The sequence below is a fragment of the Pseudomonas sp. genome, assembly GCF_035512415.1.
Classification (GTDB): Bacteria; Pseudomonadota; Gammaproteobacteria; order Pseudomonadales; family Pseudomonadaceae; genus Aquipseudomonas.
This window is the reverse complement of sequence record NZ_DATKDZ010000013.1, coordinates 612,309-627,367: the sequence shown is the minus strand read 5'-3', so window position 1 is coordinate 627,367 and position 15,059 is coordinate 612,309. Positions and strand designations below refer to the sequence as shown.

General features: G+C 63.5%; 18 protein-coding genes. 14 read left to right on the top strand and 4 right to left on the bottom strand.

Annotated features, from left to right (window positions below; genetic code table 11):
* Positions 1–134 precede the first annotated feature (134 nt).
* From urtB to VMP31_RS08370, 11 genes are all read left to right on the top strand, one after another.
* Positions 135–1,706, top strand: coding sequence for an urea ABC transporter permease subunit UrtB (urtB, locus tag VMP31_RS08420; RefSeq protein WP_325505969.1), 1,572 nt, complete (start codon positions 135–137; stop codon positions 1,704–1,706).
* Positions 1,706–2,797 (top strand): urea ABC transporter permease subunit UrtC, encoded by a 1,092-nt coding sequence (gene urtC, locus VMP31_RS08415; protein WP_325505967.1) that lies wholly within the window; start codon positions 1,706–1,708, stop codon positions 2,795–2,797. Before urtB ends, urtC begins: the two co-directional genes overlap by 1 nt.
* Positions 2,797–3,648 carry an urea ABC transporter ATP-binding protein UrtD gene (gene urtD, locus VMP31_RS08410; RefSeq protein WP_325505965.1) on the top strand — a complete coding sequence of 284 codons (852 nt, stop codon included), beginning with the start codon at positions 2,797–2,799 and terminating at the stop codon, positions 3,646–3,648. The genes urtC and urtD overlap by 1 nt, the downstream gene beginning before the upstream one ends.
* A gap of 124 nt (positions 3,649–3,772) precedes the next feature.
* Positions 3,773–4,471 (top strand): urea ABC transporter ATP-binding subunit UrtE, encoded by a 699-nt coding sequence (gene urtE, locus VMP31_RS08405; protein ID WP_325505963.1) that lies wholly within the window; start codon positions 3,773–3,775, stop codon positions 4,469–4,471.
* A 63-nt stretch (positions 4,472–4,534) separates the two neighbouring features.
* A complete protein-coding gene (locus tag VMP31_RS08400; protein ID WP_325505961.1) occupies positions 4,535–4,951 on the top strand; it encodes a hypothetical protein in 417 nt (138 codons plus the stop codon).
* On the top strand, positions 4,948–5,781 hold the full coding sequence (locus tag VMP31_RS08395; protein WP_325505959.1) for an urease accessory protein UreD: 834 nt from the start codon (positions 4,948–4,950) through the stop codon (positions 5,779–5,781). Before VMP31_RS08400 ends, VMP31_RS08395 begins: the two co-directional genes overlap by 4 nt.
* Positions 5,782–5,784: 3 nt before the next feature.
* Entirely contained in the window at positions 5,785–6,087 is a 303-nt protein-coding gene (ureA, locus tag VMP31_RS08390) for an urease subunit gamma (RefSeq protein ID WP_325505957.1), read from the top strand.
* A gap of 4 nt (positions 6,088–6,091) precedes the next feature.
* Entirely contained in the window at positions 6,092–6,610 is a 519-nt protein-coding gene (locus VMP31_RS08385; RefSeq protein ID WP_325505955.1) for a GNAT family N-acetyltransferase, read from the top strand.
* Positions 6,607–6,915 (top strand): urease subunit beta, encoded by a 309-nt coding sequence (locus tag VMP31_RS08380; RefSeq protein ID WP_325505953.1) that lies wholly within the window; start codon positions 6,607–6,609, stop codon positions 6,913–6,915. The genes VMP31_RS08385 and VMP31_RS08380 overlap by 4 nt, the downstream gene beginning before the upstream one ends.
* Before the next feature lie 101 nt (positions 6,916–7,016).
* Positions 7,017–8,717 (top strand): urease subunit alpha, encoded by a 1,701-nt coding sequence (ureC, locus tag VMP31_RS08375; RefSeq protein WP_325505951.1) that lies wholly within the window; start codon positions 7,017–7,019, stop codon positions 8,715–8,717.
* A 69-nt stretch (positions 8,718–8,786) separates the two neighbouring features.
* Positions 8,787–9,275, top strand: a complete 489-nt coding sequence (locus VMP31_RS08370; RefSeq protein ID WP_325505950.1) for a hypothetical protein — start codon at positions 8,787–8,789, stop codon at positions 9,273–9,275.
* A 1-nt stretch (position 9,276) separates the two neighbouring features.
* Here the strand turns inward: VMP31_RS08370 and VMP31_RS08365 are convergent, their stop codons facing one another.
* The 4 genes from VMP31_RS08365 to VMP31_RS08350 form a co-directional block, all read right to left on the bottom strand.
* Entirely contained in the window at positions 9,277–9,543 is a 267-nt protein-coding gene (locus VMP31_RS08365) for a DksA/TraR family C4-type zinc finger protein (protein WP_325505948.1), read from the bottom strand.
* An 82-nt stretch (positions 9,544–9,625) separates the two neighbouring features.
* Complete coding sequence (locus VMP31_RS08360; protein ID WP_325506130.1) at positions 9,626–10,489, bottom strand: oxaloacetate decarboxylase; 864 nt, start codon at positions 10,487–10,489, stop codon at positions 9,626–9,628.
* Between the two features lie 236 nt (positions 10,490–10,725).
* Positions 10,726–11,496 (bottom strand): substrate-binding periplasmic protein, encoded by a 771-nt coding sequence (locus VMP31_RS08355; protein ID WP_325505946.1) that lies wholly within the window; start codon positions 11,494–11,496, stop codon positions 10,726–10,728.
* Positions 11,497–11,606: 110 nt separating this feature from the next.
* Complete coding sequence (locus VMP31_RS08350; RefSeq protein ID WP_325505944.1) at positions 11,607–12,518, bottom strand: substrate-binding domain-containing protein; 912 nt, start codon at positions 12,516–12,518, stop codon at positions 11,607–11,609.
* 316 nt (positions 12,519–12,834) lie between these two features.
* Between VMP31_RS08350 and VMP31_RS08345 the strand changes: the two genes are divergently transcribed.
* The 3 genes from VMP31_RS08345 to VMP31_RS08335 all read left to right on the top strand — a co-directional run bounded on the left by VMP31_RS08345 (position 12,835) and on the right by VMP31_RS08335 (position 14,978).
* Positions 12,835–13,563 (top strand): VC0807 family protein, encoded by a 729-nt coding sequence (locus VMP31_RS08345; protein ID WP_325505943.1) that lies wholly within the window; start codon positions 12,835–12,837, stop codon positions 13,561–13,563.
* A gap of 55 nt (positions 13,564–13,618) precedes the next feature.
* Positions 13,619–14,056: a YqaA family protein gene (locus tag VMP31_RS08340; RefSeq protein WP_325505941.1), complete on the top strand. Its 438-nt coding sequence runs from the start codon at positions 13,619–13,621 to the stop codon at positions 14,054–14,056.
* A gap of 121 nt (positions 14,057–14,177) precedes the next feature.
* Positions 14,178–14,978 carry an undecaprenyl-diphosphate phosphatase gene (locus tag VMP31_RS08335; RefSeq protein ID WP_325505939.1) on the top strand — a complete coding sequence of 267 codons (801 nt, stop codon included), beginning with the start codon at positions 14,178–14,180 and terminating at the stop codon, positions 14,976–14,978.
* The last annotated feature ends 81 nt before the right edge of the window (positions 14,979–15,059 follow it).

Here is a 15,059-nt window from a genome sequence, read left to right as displayed (position 1 = left end):
CCTGTGGCGACACGCTAAGTGTGTCGCCCCTTTCCTGCACCTAGGAGAGGGCTAGGGGAGAGGGTCGCTGTAGCCCGGATGTAATCCGGGAAGACCGCTCCCGGATTACATCCGGGCTACGCCAAGGAACCCCCATGCCCACTGCCCTTACCCGAATTCTGCTGAGCCTGCTGTTGCTGCTGCCCATGGCCGCGCACGCCGGTGACGCCCAGGACTTTGTCGCCGCCAGCCCGGCCAAGCAGGCCAGCCTGCTGGAAAGCTGGTCCGCCGCGCCGGATGCCGCGCGCCTGCCGCTGCTCGAAGCCCTGCAACAAGGCCGCGTCGCCGCCGACAGCACAAAGACCGCCTTTATCGAAGTGAGTGGCGCTTATCAGCCAGCCGAAGGCGAAGCTGCGCCCACTGAAACACCGCGCAAACTGCGCCTGAACAATCGCCTGCGCGGCCTGATCAGCACCGCCATGGCCAGCCACCAGCTGCTGGCCGAAGACCCGGCGCTGCGCCTGAGCGCCGCCCAGCAATTGCAGAAGAGCGCCAAACCGGCGCAGCTGGAATTGCTTAACGCTCGCGTCACCAGCGAAACCGATGATGGCGTGCGCGATGCCCTGACCCTGGCCCTGGCCAACCTGCAATTGGTCGACAGCGACCCGGCCGTGCGCCTGGCTGCGGTACGCCTGCTCGGTGAAACCGGCGACCCGCTGGCGCGCACCCGCCTGGAAACCCTGCTGGATCCGGCCGTAGAAAGTGACGCCACGGTACGCACCGCTGCCGAAACCAGCCTGGCCCAGGTCAAACGCAAACTGCTGGTCGGCGAACTGCTCGGCCAGGCCTTTAGCGGCCTGTCGCTCGGCTCGATTCTGCTGCTGGCCGCGCTGGGTCTGGCCATCACCTTCGGCCTGCTCGGCGTGATCAATATGGCCCACGGCGAGATGCTGATGCTCGGGGCCTACTCCACCTATATGGTGCAGGTGCTGTTCCAGCGTTTCGCCCCAGAGGCCCTGGCGCTCTACCCGCTGGTGGCGCTGCCGGTGGCGTTCTTCGTCACCGCCGCCATCGGCATGGCCCTGGAACGCACAGTAATTCGCCACCTCTACGGTCGCCCGCTGGAAACCCTGCTGGCCACCTGGGGCATCAGCCTGATCCTGATTCAGCTGGTGCGGGTGATCTTCGGCGCGCAGAACGTCGAGGTGGCCAACCCCTACTGGCTGTCCGGCGGCATCCAGGTGCTGCCGAATCTGGTGCTGCCGTACAACCGCATCGTGATTATCGGCTTCGCCCTGTTTGTGGTGGTGCTGACCTGGTTGCTGCTGAACAAGACCCGCCTCGGCCTTAACGTCCGTGCCGTCACCCAGAACCGCAATATGGCCGCCTGCTGCGGTGTGCCGACTGGCCGGGTGGATATGCTGGCGTTCGGTTTGGGCTCCGGTATTGCCGGCCTCGGTGGCGTCGCCCTTAGCCAGATCGGCAACGTCGGTCCCGATCTCGGGCAGAGCTATATCATCGACTCGTTCCTGGTGGTGGTACTCGGCGGCGTCGGCCAGCTCGCCGGTAGCGTGATGGCGGCCTTCGGCTTAGGCATCGCCAACAAGATTCTCGAACCGCAGATCGGTGCCGTGCTGGGCAAAATTCTGATCCTCGCGCTGATCATTCTGTTTATTCAGAAACGCCCGCAAGGTCTGTTTGCTTTGAAAGGACGGGTGATCGACTGATGACTATGCCACTCAACCAAACGTTGCTGGCGCGTGCCAGCGCCAAGCTCGGCCCTCAGGTATCAATCGCCATCGGCCTGCTGGTGCTTGCCCTGCTGATCGCCATGCCGCTGCTGCACCTGCTGCCCGCGGACAATGCTCTGCATGTGTCGGCCTATACCCTGACCCTGGTTGGCAAGATCCTCTGCTACTGCATCGTCGCCCTGGCGCTCGATCTGGTCTGGGGTTACGCCGGCCTGCTGTCGCTCGGCCACGGCCTGTTCTTTGCGCTGGGCGGTTACGCCATGGGCATGTACCTGATGCGCGAAGCGGCCGGCGACGGCCTACCGGCCTTTATGAGTTTTCTCGCCTGGACCGAGCTGCCCTGGTACTGGTACGGCACCTCAAGCTTTCTCTGGGCCATGTGCCTGGTGGTGCTGGCACCCGGTTTGTTGGCCCTGGTGTTCGGCTTCTTCGCCTTCCGTTCGCGGATCAAGGGCGTGTACTTCTCGATCATGACCCAGGCGTTGACCTTCGCCGGCATGCTGCTGTTCTTTCGCAACGAAACCGGCTTTGGCGGCAACAACGGCTTTACCAACTTCAAGACCATACTCGGCTTCGATATCACCTCGGCGCACACCCGCGCGGTGCTGTTTCTCGCCACAGTCACCTTACTCGTGGCCAGCCTATATCTGGGCTGGACGCTGGCGCGCAGCAAGTTCGGCCGCGTGCTAACCGCGCTGCGTGATGCGGAAAACCGCCTGATGTTCTGCGGCTACGACCCGCGCGGCTACAAGCTGTTTATCTGGGTGCTCAGTGCTGTGTTGTGCGGCCTGGCCGGCGCGCTCTATGTGCCGCAGGTGGGCATCATCAACCCCAGCGAAATGTCACCGACCAACTCCATCGAAGCCGCCGTGTGGGTCGCCCTCGGCGGGCGCGGCACGCTGATCGGTCCGCTGCTCGGCGCAGGTTTGGTCAACGGTATGAAAAGCTGGTTTACCGTGGCCTTCCCCGAGTACTGGCTGTTCGCCCTGGGCTTCCTTTTCATTGTCGTAACCCTGTTCTTACCCAAGGGCGTAATCGGCCTATTGCGTAAAAAAGGAGAGCAATGATGCGCGCCACTCCAGTACCCGAATTTATGCTCGAACCTGCCTTTGACCCCGCCGGCAGCGGCCGCGATGCGATAGGGGCAAGCACCCTGGCGAGCAAGGGCCTGAACGTTCGTCACGGCACCATCCTGACCCTCGAAGATATCAACGTCAGCTTCGATGGCTTCAAGGCCCTGACCAACTTGACCCTGTATATCGGCGTCGGTGAACTGCGCTGCATCATCGGCCCCAACGGTGCCGGCAAGACAACCATGATGGACGTGATCACCGGCAAGACCCGCCCGGACAACGGCGTCGCCTACTTCGGTGAAACCCTCGACCTGACCCAGATGAGCGAAGTGGAAATCGCCCAGTCCGGCATCGGTCGCAAGTTCCAGAAGCCCACGGTATTCGAGGCACTTAGCGTGTTCGAAAACCTCGAACTGGCGCAAAAAACCAACAAGTCGGTGTGGGCCAGCCTGCGCGCCAAACTCAGCGGCGAGCAGAAAGACCGCATCGATGAAGTGCTGCAGACGATCAAGCTCGACAGCTCGCGCCAGCGCCCGGCTGGGCTGTTGTCCCACGGCCAGAAGCAGTTTCTCGAGATCGGCATGCTGCTGGTGCAGGACCCACAACTGTTGCTGCTCGATGAACCGGTGGCGGGCATGACCGATGCCGAAACCGAGTTCACCGCCGAGCTGTTCAAGTCCCTGGCGCGCAAGCACTCGCTGATGGTGGTGGAACACGATATGGGCTTTGTCGGCAGCATTGCCGACCATGTCACCGTGCTGCACCAGGGCAGCGTGCTGGCCGAGGGATCGCTTGAGCAGGTGCAGAACGATGAGCGGGTGATCGAGGTTTATTTGGGCCGCTAAATACCGAGGATCGCGAGCAAGCTCGCTCCTACACGGGCAGCGCTGAACCTGTAGGAGCGGCGGGGGTGCCTAGCCTTGCTCGCGATAACGGCCTACCAAACTCCACAGAATTGAGAGCCTGAACATGCTGCAAGTTGAGCAACTGCATCAATACTACGGCGGCAGCCATATCCTCCGCGGCCTGTCGTTCGAGGCAAAGGTCGGCGAAGTCACCTGCCTTCTCGGGCGCAACGGCGTGGGCAAGACCACCTTGCTGAAATGCCTGATGGGTCTGATTCCGGCCAAGCAAGGCGCAGTGAGCTGGGAAGGCCAGCCGATCACCGCGTTCAAACCGCACCAGCGCGTGCACGCTGGCATTGCCTACGTGCCCCAGGGCCGGGAAATCTTCGGCCGCCTGACCGTGGAAGAGAACCTGCTGATGGGGCTGTCGCGCTTTCCCGGCAGCGACGCCAAGGTGGTGCCGGAATTTATCTACGAGCTATTTCCGGTGCTGCGCGAGATGAAGCAACGCCGCGGCGGCGACCTCTCCGGCGGTCAGCAGCAACAGCTGGCCATCGGCCGCGCACTGGCGAGCAAGCCGCGCTTGCTGATCCTCGACGAGCCCACCGAAGGCATCCAGCCCTCGGTGATCAAGGAGATCGGCGTGGTGATCAAGAAGCTCGCTGAGCGCGGTGATATGGCCATTCTGCTGGTCGAGCAGTTCTATGACTTTGCCGCCGAACTGGCCGACCAATACCTGGTAATGAGCCGTGGTGAGATCGTTCAGCAGGGACGAGGCGAAACCATGGAAAGCGATGGCGTTCGCGGCCTGGTCGCCATCTGAATGGCGACGCCGCACCTGCATTTTGCGCATAATCAGCCTTTCGCTCATGGACTCGAGGCCCCAATGCCACCCTTGCGCACGCTTCTTCTCCCGCTTACCGCACTGGTCGGTATGGCACTGGTGATCTGGGCCGGCAGCCAGCCGGATTACTGGATGCTGCGCGCCATGCCGGTGGGCAGAGAAGCGGTCTATCCGCTCAAGCCGGTGCTAATTTTCTGCGCCATAGTTCTGGCCGAATGCAGCGTGCTGCTGGCGGTATTGCGCCCGCGATCCTATTGCCGCTCCTGGGGCCGTGCCCTGTGTGCCAGCGCGCTGGCCATGGGCCTGGCGCTGGTGTGGATACAGGGCATTCTGCATGCCCCGCCCTACTACGGCATGCACCTGCAATGGTGGCTGTCGGTTTGCCTGGGCCTGGTGCTGCTGAGCGTTTACTCCGCAGTTCAGGCCTGGCGACAGCGCCACCGCAGGGTGGCGACATGAACGCCCCCGCCACCGTATTTACCCCCAGCTGGCATGCCGAGCTGGAGCTGGGTTATGGCCGTGACGGTGACTGCACACGGCCGACATTGCGCCGACATAAAGGCCCGCTGCGGGTGCAGAAGCACCTGTATGCCGAAGGCCCGCAGGTGTGCCAACACATCATCGTCCACCCACCCGGCGGCATTGCCGGCGGTGATCGCCTGGATATTTCGGCCACGGTCGGCACCAACGCCTGGGCGCAACTGACCAGCCCCGGCGCGGCCAAGTGGTACCGCGCCGCCGGCCCGGCTTACCAGAGCCTCACGCTGCGCGTCGAAGCCGGTGCCACCCTGGAATGGCTGCCGCAGGAAACCATCGTCTACGCCGCCGCCCAGGCTGAACTGACCACCGATATCGAACTGCACGGCGATGCCAAGCTGCTCTACTGGGATATCGTCGCCCTCGGCCGCCCGGCCAGTGGCGAACGCTTCGAAGCGGGCCACTTTCAAGCGCAGCTGAATATCCGTCGCGACGGCCAGCTGCTCTGGCATGAACGCCAGCGCGTGGTCGGCGGCGATGGCCTGCTCGACTCGCCCATCGGCCTGGACGGCAAACCGGTCTTCGCCACCCTGCTGATCAGCGGCGAAATCGACAGCGAACTACTGGAGCACTGCCGCAGCCTGAGCACGCCGGTGCGCGGCGATCTGAGCCAATTACCCGGCCTGCTGGTGGCCCGCTGCCTGGCCGACGAGACCTTGCACGCCCGCGCCTGGCTGATCGAACTCTGGCACCTGCTGCGCCCGGCCCTGCTCGGCCGCACTGCCGTCCCCCCAAGAATCTGGAGCACCTGAACCATGGACCTGACGCCCCGCGAAAAAGACAAACTGCTGATCTTCACCGCCGGCCTGGTGGCCGAACGGCGCCTGGCCCGCGGGGTAAAACTCAACTACCCGGAAGCCATGGCCTATATCTCCGCCGCCCTGCTCGAAGGCGCGCGCGACGGTCGGACCGTGGCCGAGCTGATGCACTTCGGCACCACCCTGCTGACCCGCGACCAGGTGATGGAGGGCATTCCGGAAATGATCCCGGAGATCCAGGTCGAAGCCACCTTTCCCGACGGCACCAAGCTGGTCACCGTCCATCAGCCGATAGTGTGACGCCATGAGTATTTCGATTCGCGATGCCCGCGACGACGACCTGCCCGGCATCCTGGCCATCTATAACGATGCGGTGCTACACAGCACCGCGCTGTGGATCGAAACCCTGGCCGACCTGGCCAACCGCCGCGCCTGGCTGATCGAGCGCGAGACCGCCGGCTTTCCCGTGTTGGTGGCCCACGACAGCAACGGCGAGGTGCTGGGCTATGCCAGTTACGGCGGTTGGCGCAGCAACGAAGGCTTTCGCCATACCGTCGAGCACTCGCTGTACGTACGCGCCGACCAGCGCGGCCGTGGCCTCGGCGTGCTGCTGCTCAGTGCGCTGATAGAGCGAGCGCGCGCGGCCGAACTGCACGTAATGGTTGCCGCCATCGAGAGCGGCAACCTCGCCTCCATCGGCCTGCACCAGCGCTTCGGTTTCAGCACCACCGGGCAAATGCCCCAGGTCGGCTGCAAATTCGGCCGCTGGTTCGACCTGACTTTTATGCAACTGACGCTTACCCCCGAGAGGAGCGCGCCATGATTCCCGGCGAATACCAGATTCAGGACGGCGAGATCGAACTCAATGCCGGCCGCCGCACCCTGACCCTGAATGTGGCCAATAGCGGCGACCGGCCAATTCAGGTCGGCTCGCACTACCACTTCTTCGAAACCAACGATGCGCTGACCTTCGATCGCAGCGCGGCGCGCGGTATGCGCCTGAATATTCCGGCCGGCACCGCCGTGCGCTTCGAGCCGGGGCAGAGCCGCGAAGTCGAACTGGTCGACCTCGCCGGCCATCGCCGCGTGTTCGGCTTTGCCGGGCGAGTGATGGGCGAGCTGGATTAAGCACACCCACAGGGAAATGCGCTCACCGGTAGGAGCGGGCTTGCCCGCGATAGTGAGCGCAGCGAACGGTTGCAAACCCAATTGAATTTGAAGGCGAACCCATGAAAATCTCCCGCCAAGCCTATGCCGATATGTTCGGCCCCACCGTCGGCGACAAGGTGCGTCTGGCTGATACCGAACTGTGGATCGAAGTGGAGCAGGACTTCACCACCTACGGCGAAGAAGTGAAATTTGGCGGCGGCAAGGTGATACGCGACGGCATGGGCCAGGGTCAGCTCTGCGCGGCGGACGTGGTCGACACCCTGATCACCAATGCACTGATCATCGACCACTGGGGCATCGTCAAGGCCGACGTCGGTCTCAAGGACGGCCGTATCGCCGCCATCGGCAAGGCCGGCAACCCGGATATCCAGCCCGACGTGACCATCGCCATCGGTGCCGGCACTGAGGTGATCGCCGGCGAGGGCATGATCCTCACCGCCGGCGGCATCGACAGCCATATTCACTTTATCTGCCCGCAGCAGATCGAAGAGGCGCTGATGAGCGGCGTCACCACCATGATCGGCGGCGGCACCGGGCCGGCCACCGGCACCAACGCCACCACCTGCACCCCCGGGCCCTGGCATATGGCGCGCATGCTGCAGGCCGCCGACGCCTTCCCGATGAACCTGGGCTTTACCGGCAAGGGTAACGCCAGCCTGCCAGAGCCTTTGATCGAGCAGGTCAAGGCCGGCGCTATTGGTCTCAAGCTGCACGAAGACTGGGGCACCACCCCGGCGGCCATCGACAACTGCCTGAGCGTGGCCGACCAGTACGACGTACAAGTGGCGATCCACACCGACACGCTGAACGAGTCCGGCTTTGTCGAAACCACCTTGGCCGCCTTCAAAGGCCGCACCATCCACACCTACCACACCGAGGGTGCCGGTGGCGGCCATGCGCCGGACATTATCAAGGCCTGCGGCTTCGCCAATGTGCTGCCGAGTTCGACCAACCCGACCCGGCCGTTTACCCGCAACACCATCGACGAACACCTGGACATGCTGATGGTCTGTCACCACCTCGACCCGAGCATCGCCGAAGACGTCGCATTTGCCGAAAGCCGTATCCGCCGCGAGACCATTGCCGCCGAAGATATCCTGCACGACCTCGGCGCGTTCTCGATGATCAGCTCCGACAGCCAGGCCATGGGCCGTGTGGGCGAGGTGATTACGCGCACCTGGCAGACCGCCGACAAGATGCACAAACAACGCGGCCCGCTGGCAGGTGACGGCCCCGGCAACAGCAACTTCCGGGTTAAACGCTATATCGCCAAGTACACCATCAACCCGGCGATCACTCACGGCATCAGCCATGAAGTGGGCTCCATCGAAGTGGGTAAATGGGCCGATCTGGTGCTCTGGCGGCCGGCGTTTTTCGGGGTTAAACCCAGCCTTATTTTGAAGGGCGGGGCCATTGCCGCCAGCCTGATGGGCGACGCCAACGCCTCAATCCCAACGCCGCAGCCGGTGCATTATCGACCGATGTTCGCCAGCTACGGCGGCAGCCGCCACGCTACCAGCATAACCTTTATCAGCCAGGCGGCATTTGATGCCGGCGTACCTGAGCAGCTGGGGTTGAAGAAGAAGATCGGCGTGGTCAAAGGCTGCCGCGAGGTGCAGAAGAGCGACCTGATCCACAACGACTACCTGCCGAACATCGAGGTCGACGCGCAGAACTATCAGGTCAAGGCCGACGGCCAATTGCTCTGGTGCGAACCAGCCGACGTGCTGCCGATGGCGCAGCGCTATTTCCTTTTCTGACCTGCGGCACTGGGCAATCACCGCGCGGAGCTAGACTGCACATTCCAGTACTCGCGCGGGAGGTGCCCCATGTACCGATTCTCGACACGGCCCAGCCTGTTCGGCTGCGTATTGCTGCTCAGCCTGCCGCTCGCGCAGGCGCAAACCATCACGCCCTTGCAGGGCCAGAACCCGCAACAGATCCAGAGCGATATCGCCGCCTGCCAAACCCAGGCCGGCACGCCCCCAAGCAACACCAGCACCAGTAGCGACACTCGCGGCGGTGAGCGCTTGCGCGGAGCTGCCAAAGGCGCGGCGGTCGGTGCAGCAGCGGCGCAGATACGCGGCAACCAGCATGACGAGATCTATGACCGGGTGGATGACGATATCAAGCAGGAGTACCGGCAGAATCAGGCCCGCGATGCAGCCGCTGTCGGCGTAGTAGTCGGCGGCTCGCGCCAGCGTCAGGACCGCCGCGAAGATCGGCGCAACGCCGACGCAGCCGCCCAGGCGCAGAACAGCGCGAGCCAGGCCTACGCCAACTGCATGAGCGGCCGCGGTTATTCCGTCACACCCTGAATCAACGCAGCTGACTGTCCTTGCTGCCGCGGCGGTTATAGCCGCTGAATCTGGCCTGCTCCTTGTCGCGCTCGGTCTGGCAGGCCACGCACAGATGCACGCCGGGGATGGCCTTGCGCCGCGCCTCGGGAATGGCTGCGCCGCACTCTTCACAGTGGGTCAGGCTCTCGCCGCTCGGCAGCTGGCTGCGCGCACGCTGGATGGCGTCCTCGATGCTGTTGTCGATCTGTTCCTGTACCGCACCGTCATTTGCCCAGCCACCGGCCATGGCAACCTCCGCAGGTGATTCACGCTTAGCGCAGGTATGAGCCGGTCGCGCCGGGTTTACAAGCGCGGCTGACCAGCGGCGACTACTCCTTCACATCCATAAAGGTTTCGGCCCAGACGAAATACTCCTCGGGCAGGGTGTATTTCAGTGCCAGTTCGGAAGCGCTGAGGTCGCTGGCGTCGACGCCGCGCTGCTCGCGCAGGCAGTCGTAAGTAGCCTTGATCGCGGCGAAGTAGGCCGCGTGGCCGTTGACCACGATACGCACACCGAGGCCGGCCAGGCGGGCGTTGTCGCGCAGTTTGGGGTTGCCGTAGGTGACCAGCATCAGCGGCACGCGCAGTTGCTCGGCAATCTGTTCCAGGTGGGCGAAATCCTCAATGCCAACAATGCAGATGGCATCGGCACCGGCGGCCTGGTAGGCCAGGGTACGGCGAATCACCTCGCTGACATCCAGCACGCCGGCATGGGTCCGGGCGATGATCGCCAGCTCCGGATCGACCCGCGCCTGCAGCGCCGCACGGATTTTGCCGACGCCCTCCTCGACGCTGATCAGGTCGGTGGATTTGCGCCCGAATTGCGCCGGCAGCAGGGTGTCCTCGAGGGTCAGCGCGGCGATGCCGGCACGCTCCAGTTCGACCACGGTGCGCATCACATTGAGCGCATTGCCATAGCCGTGGTCGGCGTCAGCGATCACCGGCAGGCGGCTGACCCGGCCGATACGGGTGGCCTGCTCGACAAATTCGCTAAGGGTGATCAGGGCAAAATCGGGGGCGGCCAGCACCTGCAGCGAGGCCACCGAGCCGCCGAGAATGCCGACTTCAAAGCCCAGGTCGGCGGCAATCCGGGCCGACATCGGGTCGAATACCGAGGCGGTGTGGTAACAGGCATCGGTGGCCAGCAGGGCGCGAAAGGCACAACGCAGGTCGTGGTGGGAAGCTCGTTGCAGAATCGGCATAGGGGTTCCAGGACAGCGGTCAATCGGAGTTCGAGCACCGGGTGCGGCGGATCGCCAAACGACCGGTAAATGCAATTTGCCCGCCAACCTGTGACCCCGGTCGGCGACGGCGGGACACACCGCCCCTGCGCAGTCATGGCTCACCAGGCCCACTCGCCTGCGGCGGAAAGTCGCCGCAAGGCGGCCCACCTGGCGCATTTCCGCCAAGACAGGAACGGCAACAGCCCCTAACGCTCCCTGAGAATTTCCGCCAACTCGGCCTCACTGGCATGAACGAACCAGCGGCGATGAATGCGCTCCAGGCTGCCGTCGCGGCGCATGGCATCCAGAGCCTGCTGCCAGGCGGCGATCAGCTTGCCGTCGGTCTGGCGGGAAAAGGCGATATAGGTGGTGTTGTCCATCAGCGCGTACTGCCACTCGACCTGCTCACGACTCATGCCCTGGCTGGCGAGCATTTCGTCCAGAACCAGACTGTTGGCCAGCATCAGTTGGGTTCGCCCATGTTTGAACATCTTCAGCATATGCTGCGGGGTGGGCACGCCGTAGAGGGTCTTCAGACCCTGCTCCTTCAACACCTCGTAGGAGTACCAGAGTTTGGGCACCGCCAGGGTGCCAAGCTGTTCAACATCCGCCAGATTGCGCACCCGCACCCCTGCACCCTGATGACTGTAGAAGCTGGTATGGCCCGCGGCTACGGGGCCCACCCAGTGGAACTTGTCTTCACGCAGGGCAGTGCGCACAGTGGGGAACACCGCCGTGTCGGCTTCACGCTGAGCCTGCTGATAACCCCGCGTCCAGGGCACCAGTTCGATGGTCGCAGGCTGGCCGGTGCGCTGAATAAGCGCTTCGACCACCTCGACCACCATGCCGGTCAGCTGGCCATTGTCCATATAGCTCAGCGGTCGATAGTCCTCGGTGTAAAGGCGCAACTGCGCACCGGCACAGGCCGCCCAGCAGCTCGCCAGTAGCAAGGTTGCAATCTTCAACCCCATAGCCATCACTCGACACCTGTATAAAACGGCGGCATAGCCCGCGAGTGAATCGCAAGCAGCGCCAGCCACGCCTGCGCACTGGAAAAAACTATTATCGCAGGTCGGTGCCCGCGCCCTCAGGGTGTGGCGGGCGCATCCTGCAATTGCTCATGTAACTCGCCCATATTGGCGCGGGTAATCAGACGCACCTCGAGGGGGATATAAATCGGGGCCTGGGCCACGCCACTGCGGCGCATCTGCCGGGCCAGCATAACCGCCCGGTAACCGATCAGACGCGGCTGCTGCACCAGCAAGGTGTGGATATCGCCCAGACGCAGCGCCTCGAGCAGCACCTCATCGCCATCAAAACCTATATGCAGCAACTGCCCGGCTTTGCCCAGGCGACGCAAGGCCGCCAGCGCCACGCGGGTACTGCTGCTATTGGGGGTGAACAGCCCATCGAGTCGCGCCATCTGCTGCTTCAGGGTCTGCAGCGCCAGCTGACTGTCGTCCCCCACATAGGCATCCAGCACAACCTGCAAGCCGCCCGCTTCGGCCCCCTGACGGAAACCCCGCTCGCGCTCGCTGGTCGACTGCAGGTCTGGACGCAAGCGTAACAAGGCTACCCGCCCCCGGCCCTGGAGCTGTTCGGCCATATGCTGGCCGGCGCGCAAGCCGGCGGCAAAATTATCGGTCGCCACCAACCCCAGCAGTGGGCCGTTCCCCAGGGCGCGGTCAATATAAATAGTGGGAATACCCTGCGCCAGCAGTTCAGCCGCCAGCGTACCCACCGCCTTGCCACTGGGGGCTACGACCAGGGCCGTGCAGCCGCGGGCAACAAAGCGCTCGATCAACTGCAACTGGCTGTCCACGCCGCCTTCACGCCTTGGCCCGCGATAGAGCACATCGATGTCGAGTTCCTGCGCTGCCTGCTGCGCGCCCTGCTCCAGCTGCGACCAGAAGGCCGAGGCCCCCGCAGGGACCACACCAATGCACTCGCGGGCCCAGGCCGGCGCATTCAGGCAGACAAGCAGCGCGAACCCTTGCATGGCTCGCCACCACAAACCACGGTTGTACATCAAGGTACGACTCCCAGACACCGTCCAGAATCTGGCACCCAGCCTAACTGGCACCACCAACAAGATCCTCCCTCGGTGAAACGCCCTGCAATATCAATTTAGCATCAACCCTTTAGCGGCGCTGACGGATTGCCCGCCGAGACGCTGCCAGAAAATCGCCACTCGTGCTCGACAGCCGTCCTGGAGCCCTAGTACTCATACTTTTTCACATTCCAGGCGACCGCCGGGCTAGCAGCCGCAGCCCAGGCAGGCGATGATCGGGGTTCTTTCCTGCACGCTGAATAACATGACCGATACCACACAGACCGCCCACGCCACACATAAGCCGCGCCCGCTGATCGATTTGCTGATCAGCATCCTGATTCCCTCGCTGATTCTGATGAAGCTTAGCGGTGAAGCCAGGCTCGGAGCCGATGGCGCGCTGATGCTGGCGCTGGCCTTCCCGCTTTGCTGGGGCAGCTTCGAGCTGATCAAGTACCGCAAATTCAACTTTATCGCCCTGCTTGGCCTGGTCAGCGTGCTACTTACCGGCGGTATTGGCCTGCTCAAGCTGGACAACCAGTGGCTGGCGATCAAGGAAGCGGCTATCCCAGGGCTGATCGGCATCGCCGTGCTGGTGTCGACCCGCACCCGCTACCCACTGATCCGCACCCTGCTGTTCAACAAGACCGTGCTCAACGTCGACAAGATCCATGCGCGCCTGGAACAAGGCGGCAATACCGAACAGTTCGAAGCGCGCCTGCTCCGGGCCACCTACTGGCTGAGCGGCACCTTCTTCTTCTCCTCGGCAATGAACTACGTGCTGGCCAAGTGGATCGTGATCAGCCCGTCCGGCAGCGAAGCCTTCAACGCCGAACTGGGGCGGATGAACCTGCTCAGCTACCCGATGATCGCGATTCCCTCGATGATCATGCTGATGGCGATCTTCTACTACCTGTGGCGCACCATCCATGGCCTGACCGGCCTGAAGCTGGAAGAAGTGATGGCCAATGCCGAGCAGGACCAACAGCCCTGAGCGAGCAGGGCCAGGGCTGCGCCAACACACCTGAAGCGACCCGCTGCGGCCATTTATGTTGAGCCTATCGGCCTATCTGGGCCTGTTCCTTTCCGCCCTGGGCGCGGCCACCCTGCTGCCGCTGCAATCGGAAAGCGTGCTGGTGGCGCTGCTGCTCAGCGAGGCCTACCCGTTGTGGACCTTGCTGGCGGTGGCCACGTGCGGCAACGTACTCGGCTCCCTGCTCAACTGGCTGCTGGGCCGTTACCTCGAACATTTTCGCCATAGGCGCTGGTTCCCTGTCAGCGACGCCCGCCTGCAACAGGCCCAGCATTGGTATACGCGCTATGGCCGCTGGTCGTTGCTGCTCAGCTGGGTACCGATTATCGGCGACCCGCTGACCCTGGTCGCCGGGGTGATGCGCGAACGTCTGTGGGTCTTCCTGCCGATCGTCAGCCTGGCCAAGGGCGGCCGCTACCTGGTACTGGCGGCGCTGACCCTGGGCCTGATGTAAGCACTGCGCCTTACCTGCGACTGGCCTTGCGCCCCCAAGGCCAGGCAAAATGGCCGCCGTTTTGTCTGGCCCGCTCCAGGCCTTCCCCATGCCCACCCAGCATGCTCACCAAGGAGCTCTTTTGAATCCCCTGGAAACCATTGCCCTGGCCCTGATCCAGGGTCTGACCGAATTTCTGCCGATTTCGTCCTCCGCCCACCTGATCCTGCCGTCCCAGGTACTGGGCTGGGCTGACCAGGGCCTGGCCTTCGATGTGGCCGTGCACGTCGGCACTCTGCTGGCGGTGGTCTGCTACTTCCGCCACGAGGTCAAACGCCTGCTGGTCGCCTGGTACGGCTCATTTGGCGGCCAGCACAACCAGGAGTCGCGCCTGGCCTGGCAGATCGCCGCGGCGACCCTGCCGGCGATGGTATTCGGCCTGCTGGCCAGCGAACAGATCGAGCATTACGCCCGCTCCGCCTGGGTGATCGCCACCACCACCATCCTCTTCGGCCTGCTGTTGTGGTGGGCGGACAGCCGCGCCCGGCAAACCAAGGATGAATACCAGGCCAGCTGGAAAGACGCCGCCATCATAGGTTTCGCCCAGGTCCTGGCGCTGATTCCCGGCACCTCGCGCTCGGGTATCACCATGACCGCCGCCCTGATGCTCGGCCTCAGCCGCACCGCCGCTGCGCGCTTCTCCTTTCTGATGTCGATCCCGATCATCATCATGGCTGGCAGCTATGAAGGCCTCAAACTGGCGGAAGCAGGCGACGCGGTGAACTGGATGCAGATCGGCCTGGGCACCCTGGTGTCCTTTGTCAGCGCCCTGCTGTGCATCCACTGGTTCCTCAAGCTGCTGGAGCGCATCAGCATGCTGCCCTTTGTCATCTACCGGCTTTGCCTGGGCCTGGGTTTGTTCGCCTTTCTCAGCCTGGCTTAGGGTCTGTTGCCGTTTCGTCGCGCCGCCCCAAAAGCCACAAGCGCAAAGCGCGGCACTCGCATAGAATGCGCGGCCGTTTTT

Excerpts from the sequence above, each read along its gene's own strand:
- urtB (WP_325505969.1), top strand. The coding sequence starts at position 135 with ATGCCCACTGCCCTTACCCGAATTCTGCTGAGCCTGCTGTTGCTGCTG.
- urtC (WP_325505967.1), top strand. The coding sequence starts at position 1,706 with ATGACTATGCCACTCAACCAAACGTTGCTGGCGCGTGCCAGCGCCAAG.
- urtD (WP_325505965.1), top strand. The coding sequence starts at position 2,797 with ATGCGCGCCACTCCAGTACCCGAATTTATGCTCGAACCTGCCTTTGAC.
- urtE (WP_325505963.1), top strand. The coding sequence starts at position 3,773 with ATGCTGCAAGTTGAGCAACTGCATCAATACTACGGCGGCAGCCATATC.
- VMP31_RS08400 (WP_325505961.1), top strand. The coding sequence starts at position 4,535 with ATGCCACCCTTGCGCACGCTTCTTCTCCCGCTTACCGCACTGGTCGGT.
- VMP31_RS08395 (WP_325505959.1), top strand. The coding sequence starts at position 4,948 with ATGAACGCCCCCGCCACCGTATTTACCCCCAGCTGGCATGCCGAGCTG.
- ureA (WP_325505957.1), top strand. The coding sequence starts at position 5,785 with ATGGACCTGACGCCCCGCGAAAAAGACAAACTGCTGATCTTCACCGCC.
- VMP31_RS08385 (WP_325505955.1), top strand. The coding sequence starts at position 6,092 with ATGAGTATTTCGATTCGCGATGCCCGCGACGACGACCTGCCCGGCATC.
- VMP31_RS08380 (WP_325505953.1), top strand. The coding sequence starts at position 6,607 with ATGATTCCCGGCGAATACCAGATTCAGGACGGCGAGATCGAACTCAAT.
- ureC (WP_325505951.1), top strand. The coding sequence starts at position 7,017 with ATGAAAATCTCCCGCCAAGCCTATGCCGATATGTTCGGCCCCACCGTC.
- VMP31_RS08370 (WP_325505950.1), top strand. The coding sequence starts at position 8,787 with ATGTACCGATTCTCGACACGGCCCAGCCTGTTCGGCTGCGTATTGCTG.
- VMP31_RS08365 (WP_325505948.1), bottom strand. The coding sequence starts at position 9,543 with ATGGCCGGTGGCTGGGCAAATGACGGTGCGGTACAGGAACAGATCGAC.
- VMP31_RS08355 (WP_325505946.1), bottom strand. The coding sequence starts at position 11,496 with ATGGCTATGGGGTTGAAGATTGCAACCTTGCTACTGGCGAGCTGCTGG.
- VMP31_RS08350 (WP_325505944.1), bottom strand. The coding sequence starts at position 12,518 with ATGCAAGGGTTCGCGCTGCTTGTCTGCCTGAATGCGCCGGCCTGGGCC.
- VMP31_RS08345 (WP_325505943.1), top strand. The coding sequence starts at position 12,835 with ATGACCGATACCACACAGACCGCCCACGCCACACATAAGCCGCGCCCG.
- VMP31_RS08340 (WP_325505941.1), top strand. The coding sequence starts at position 13,619 with ATGTTGAGCCTATCGGCCTATCTGGGCCTGTTCCTTTCCGCCCTGGGC.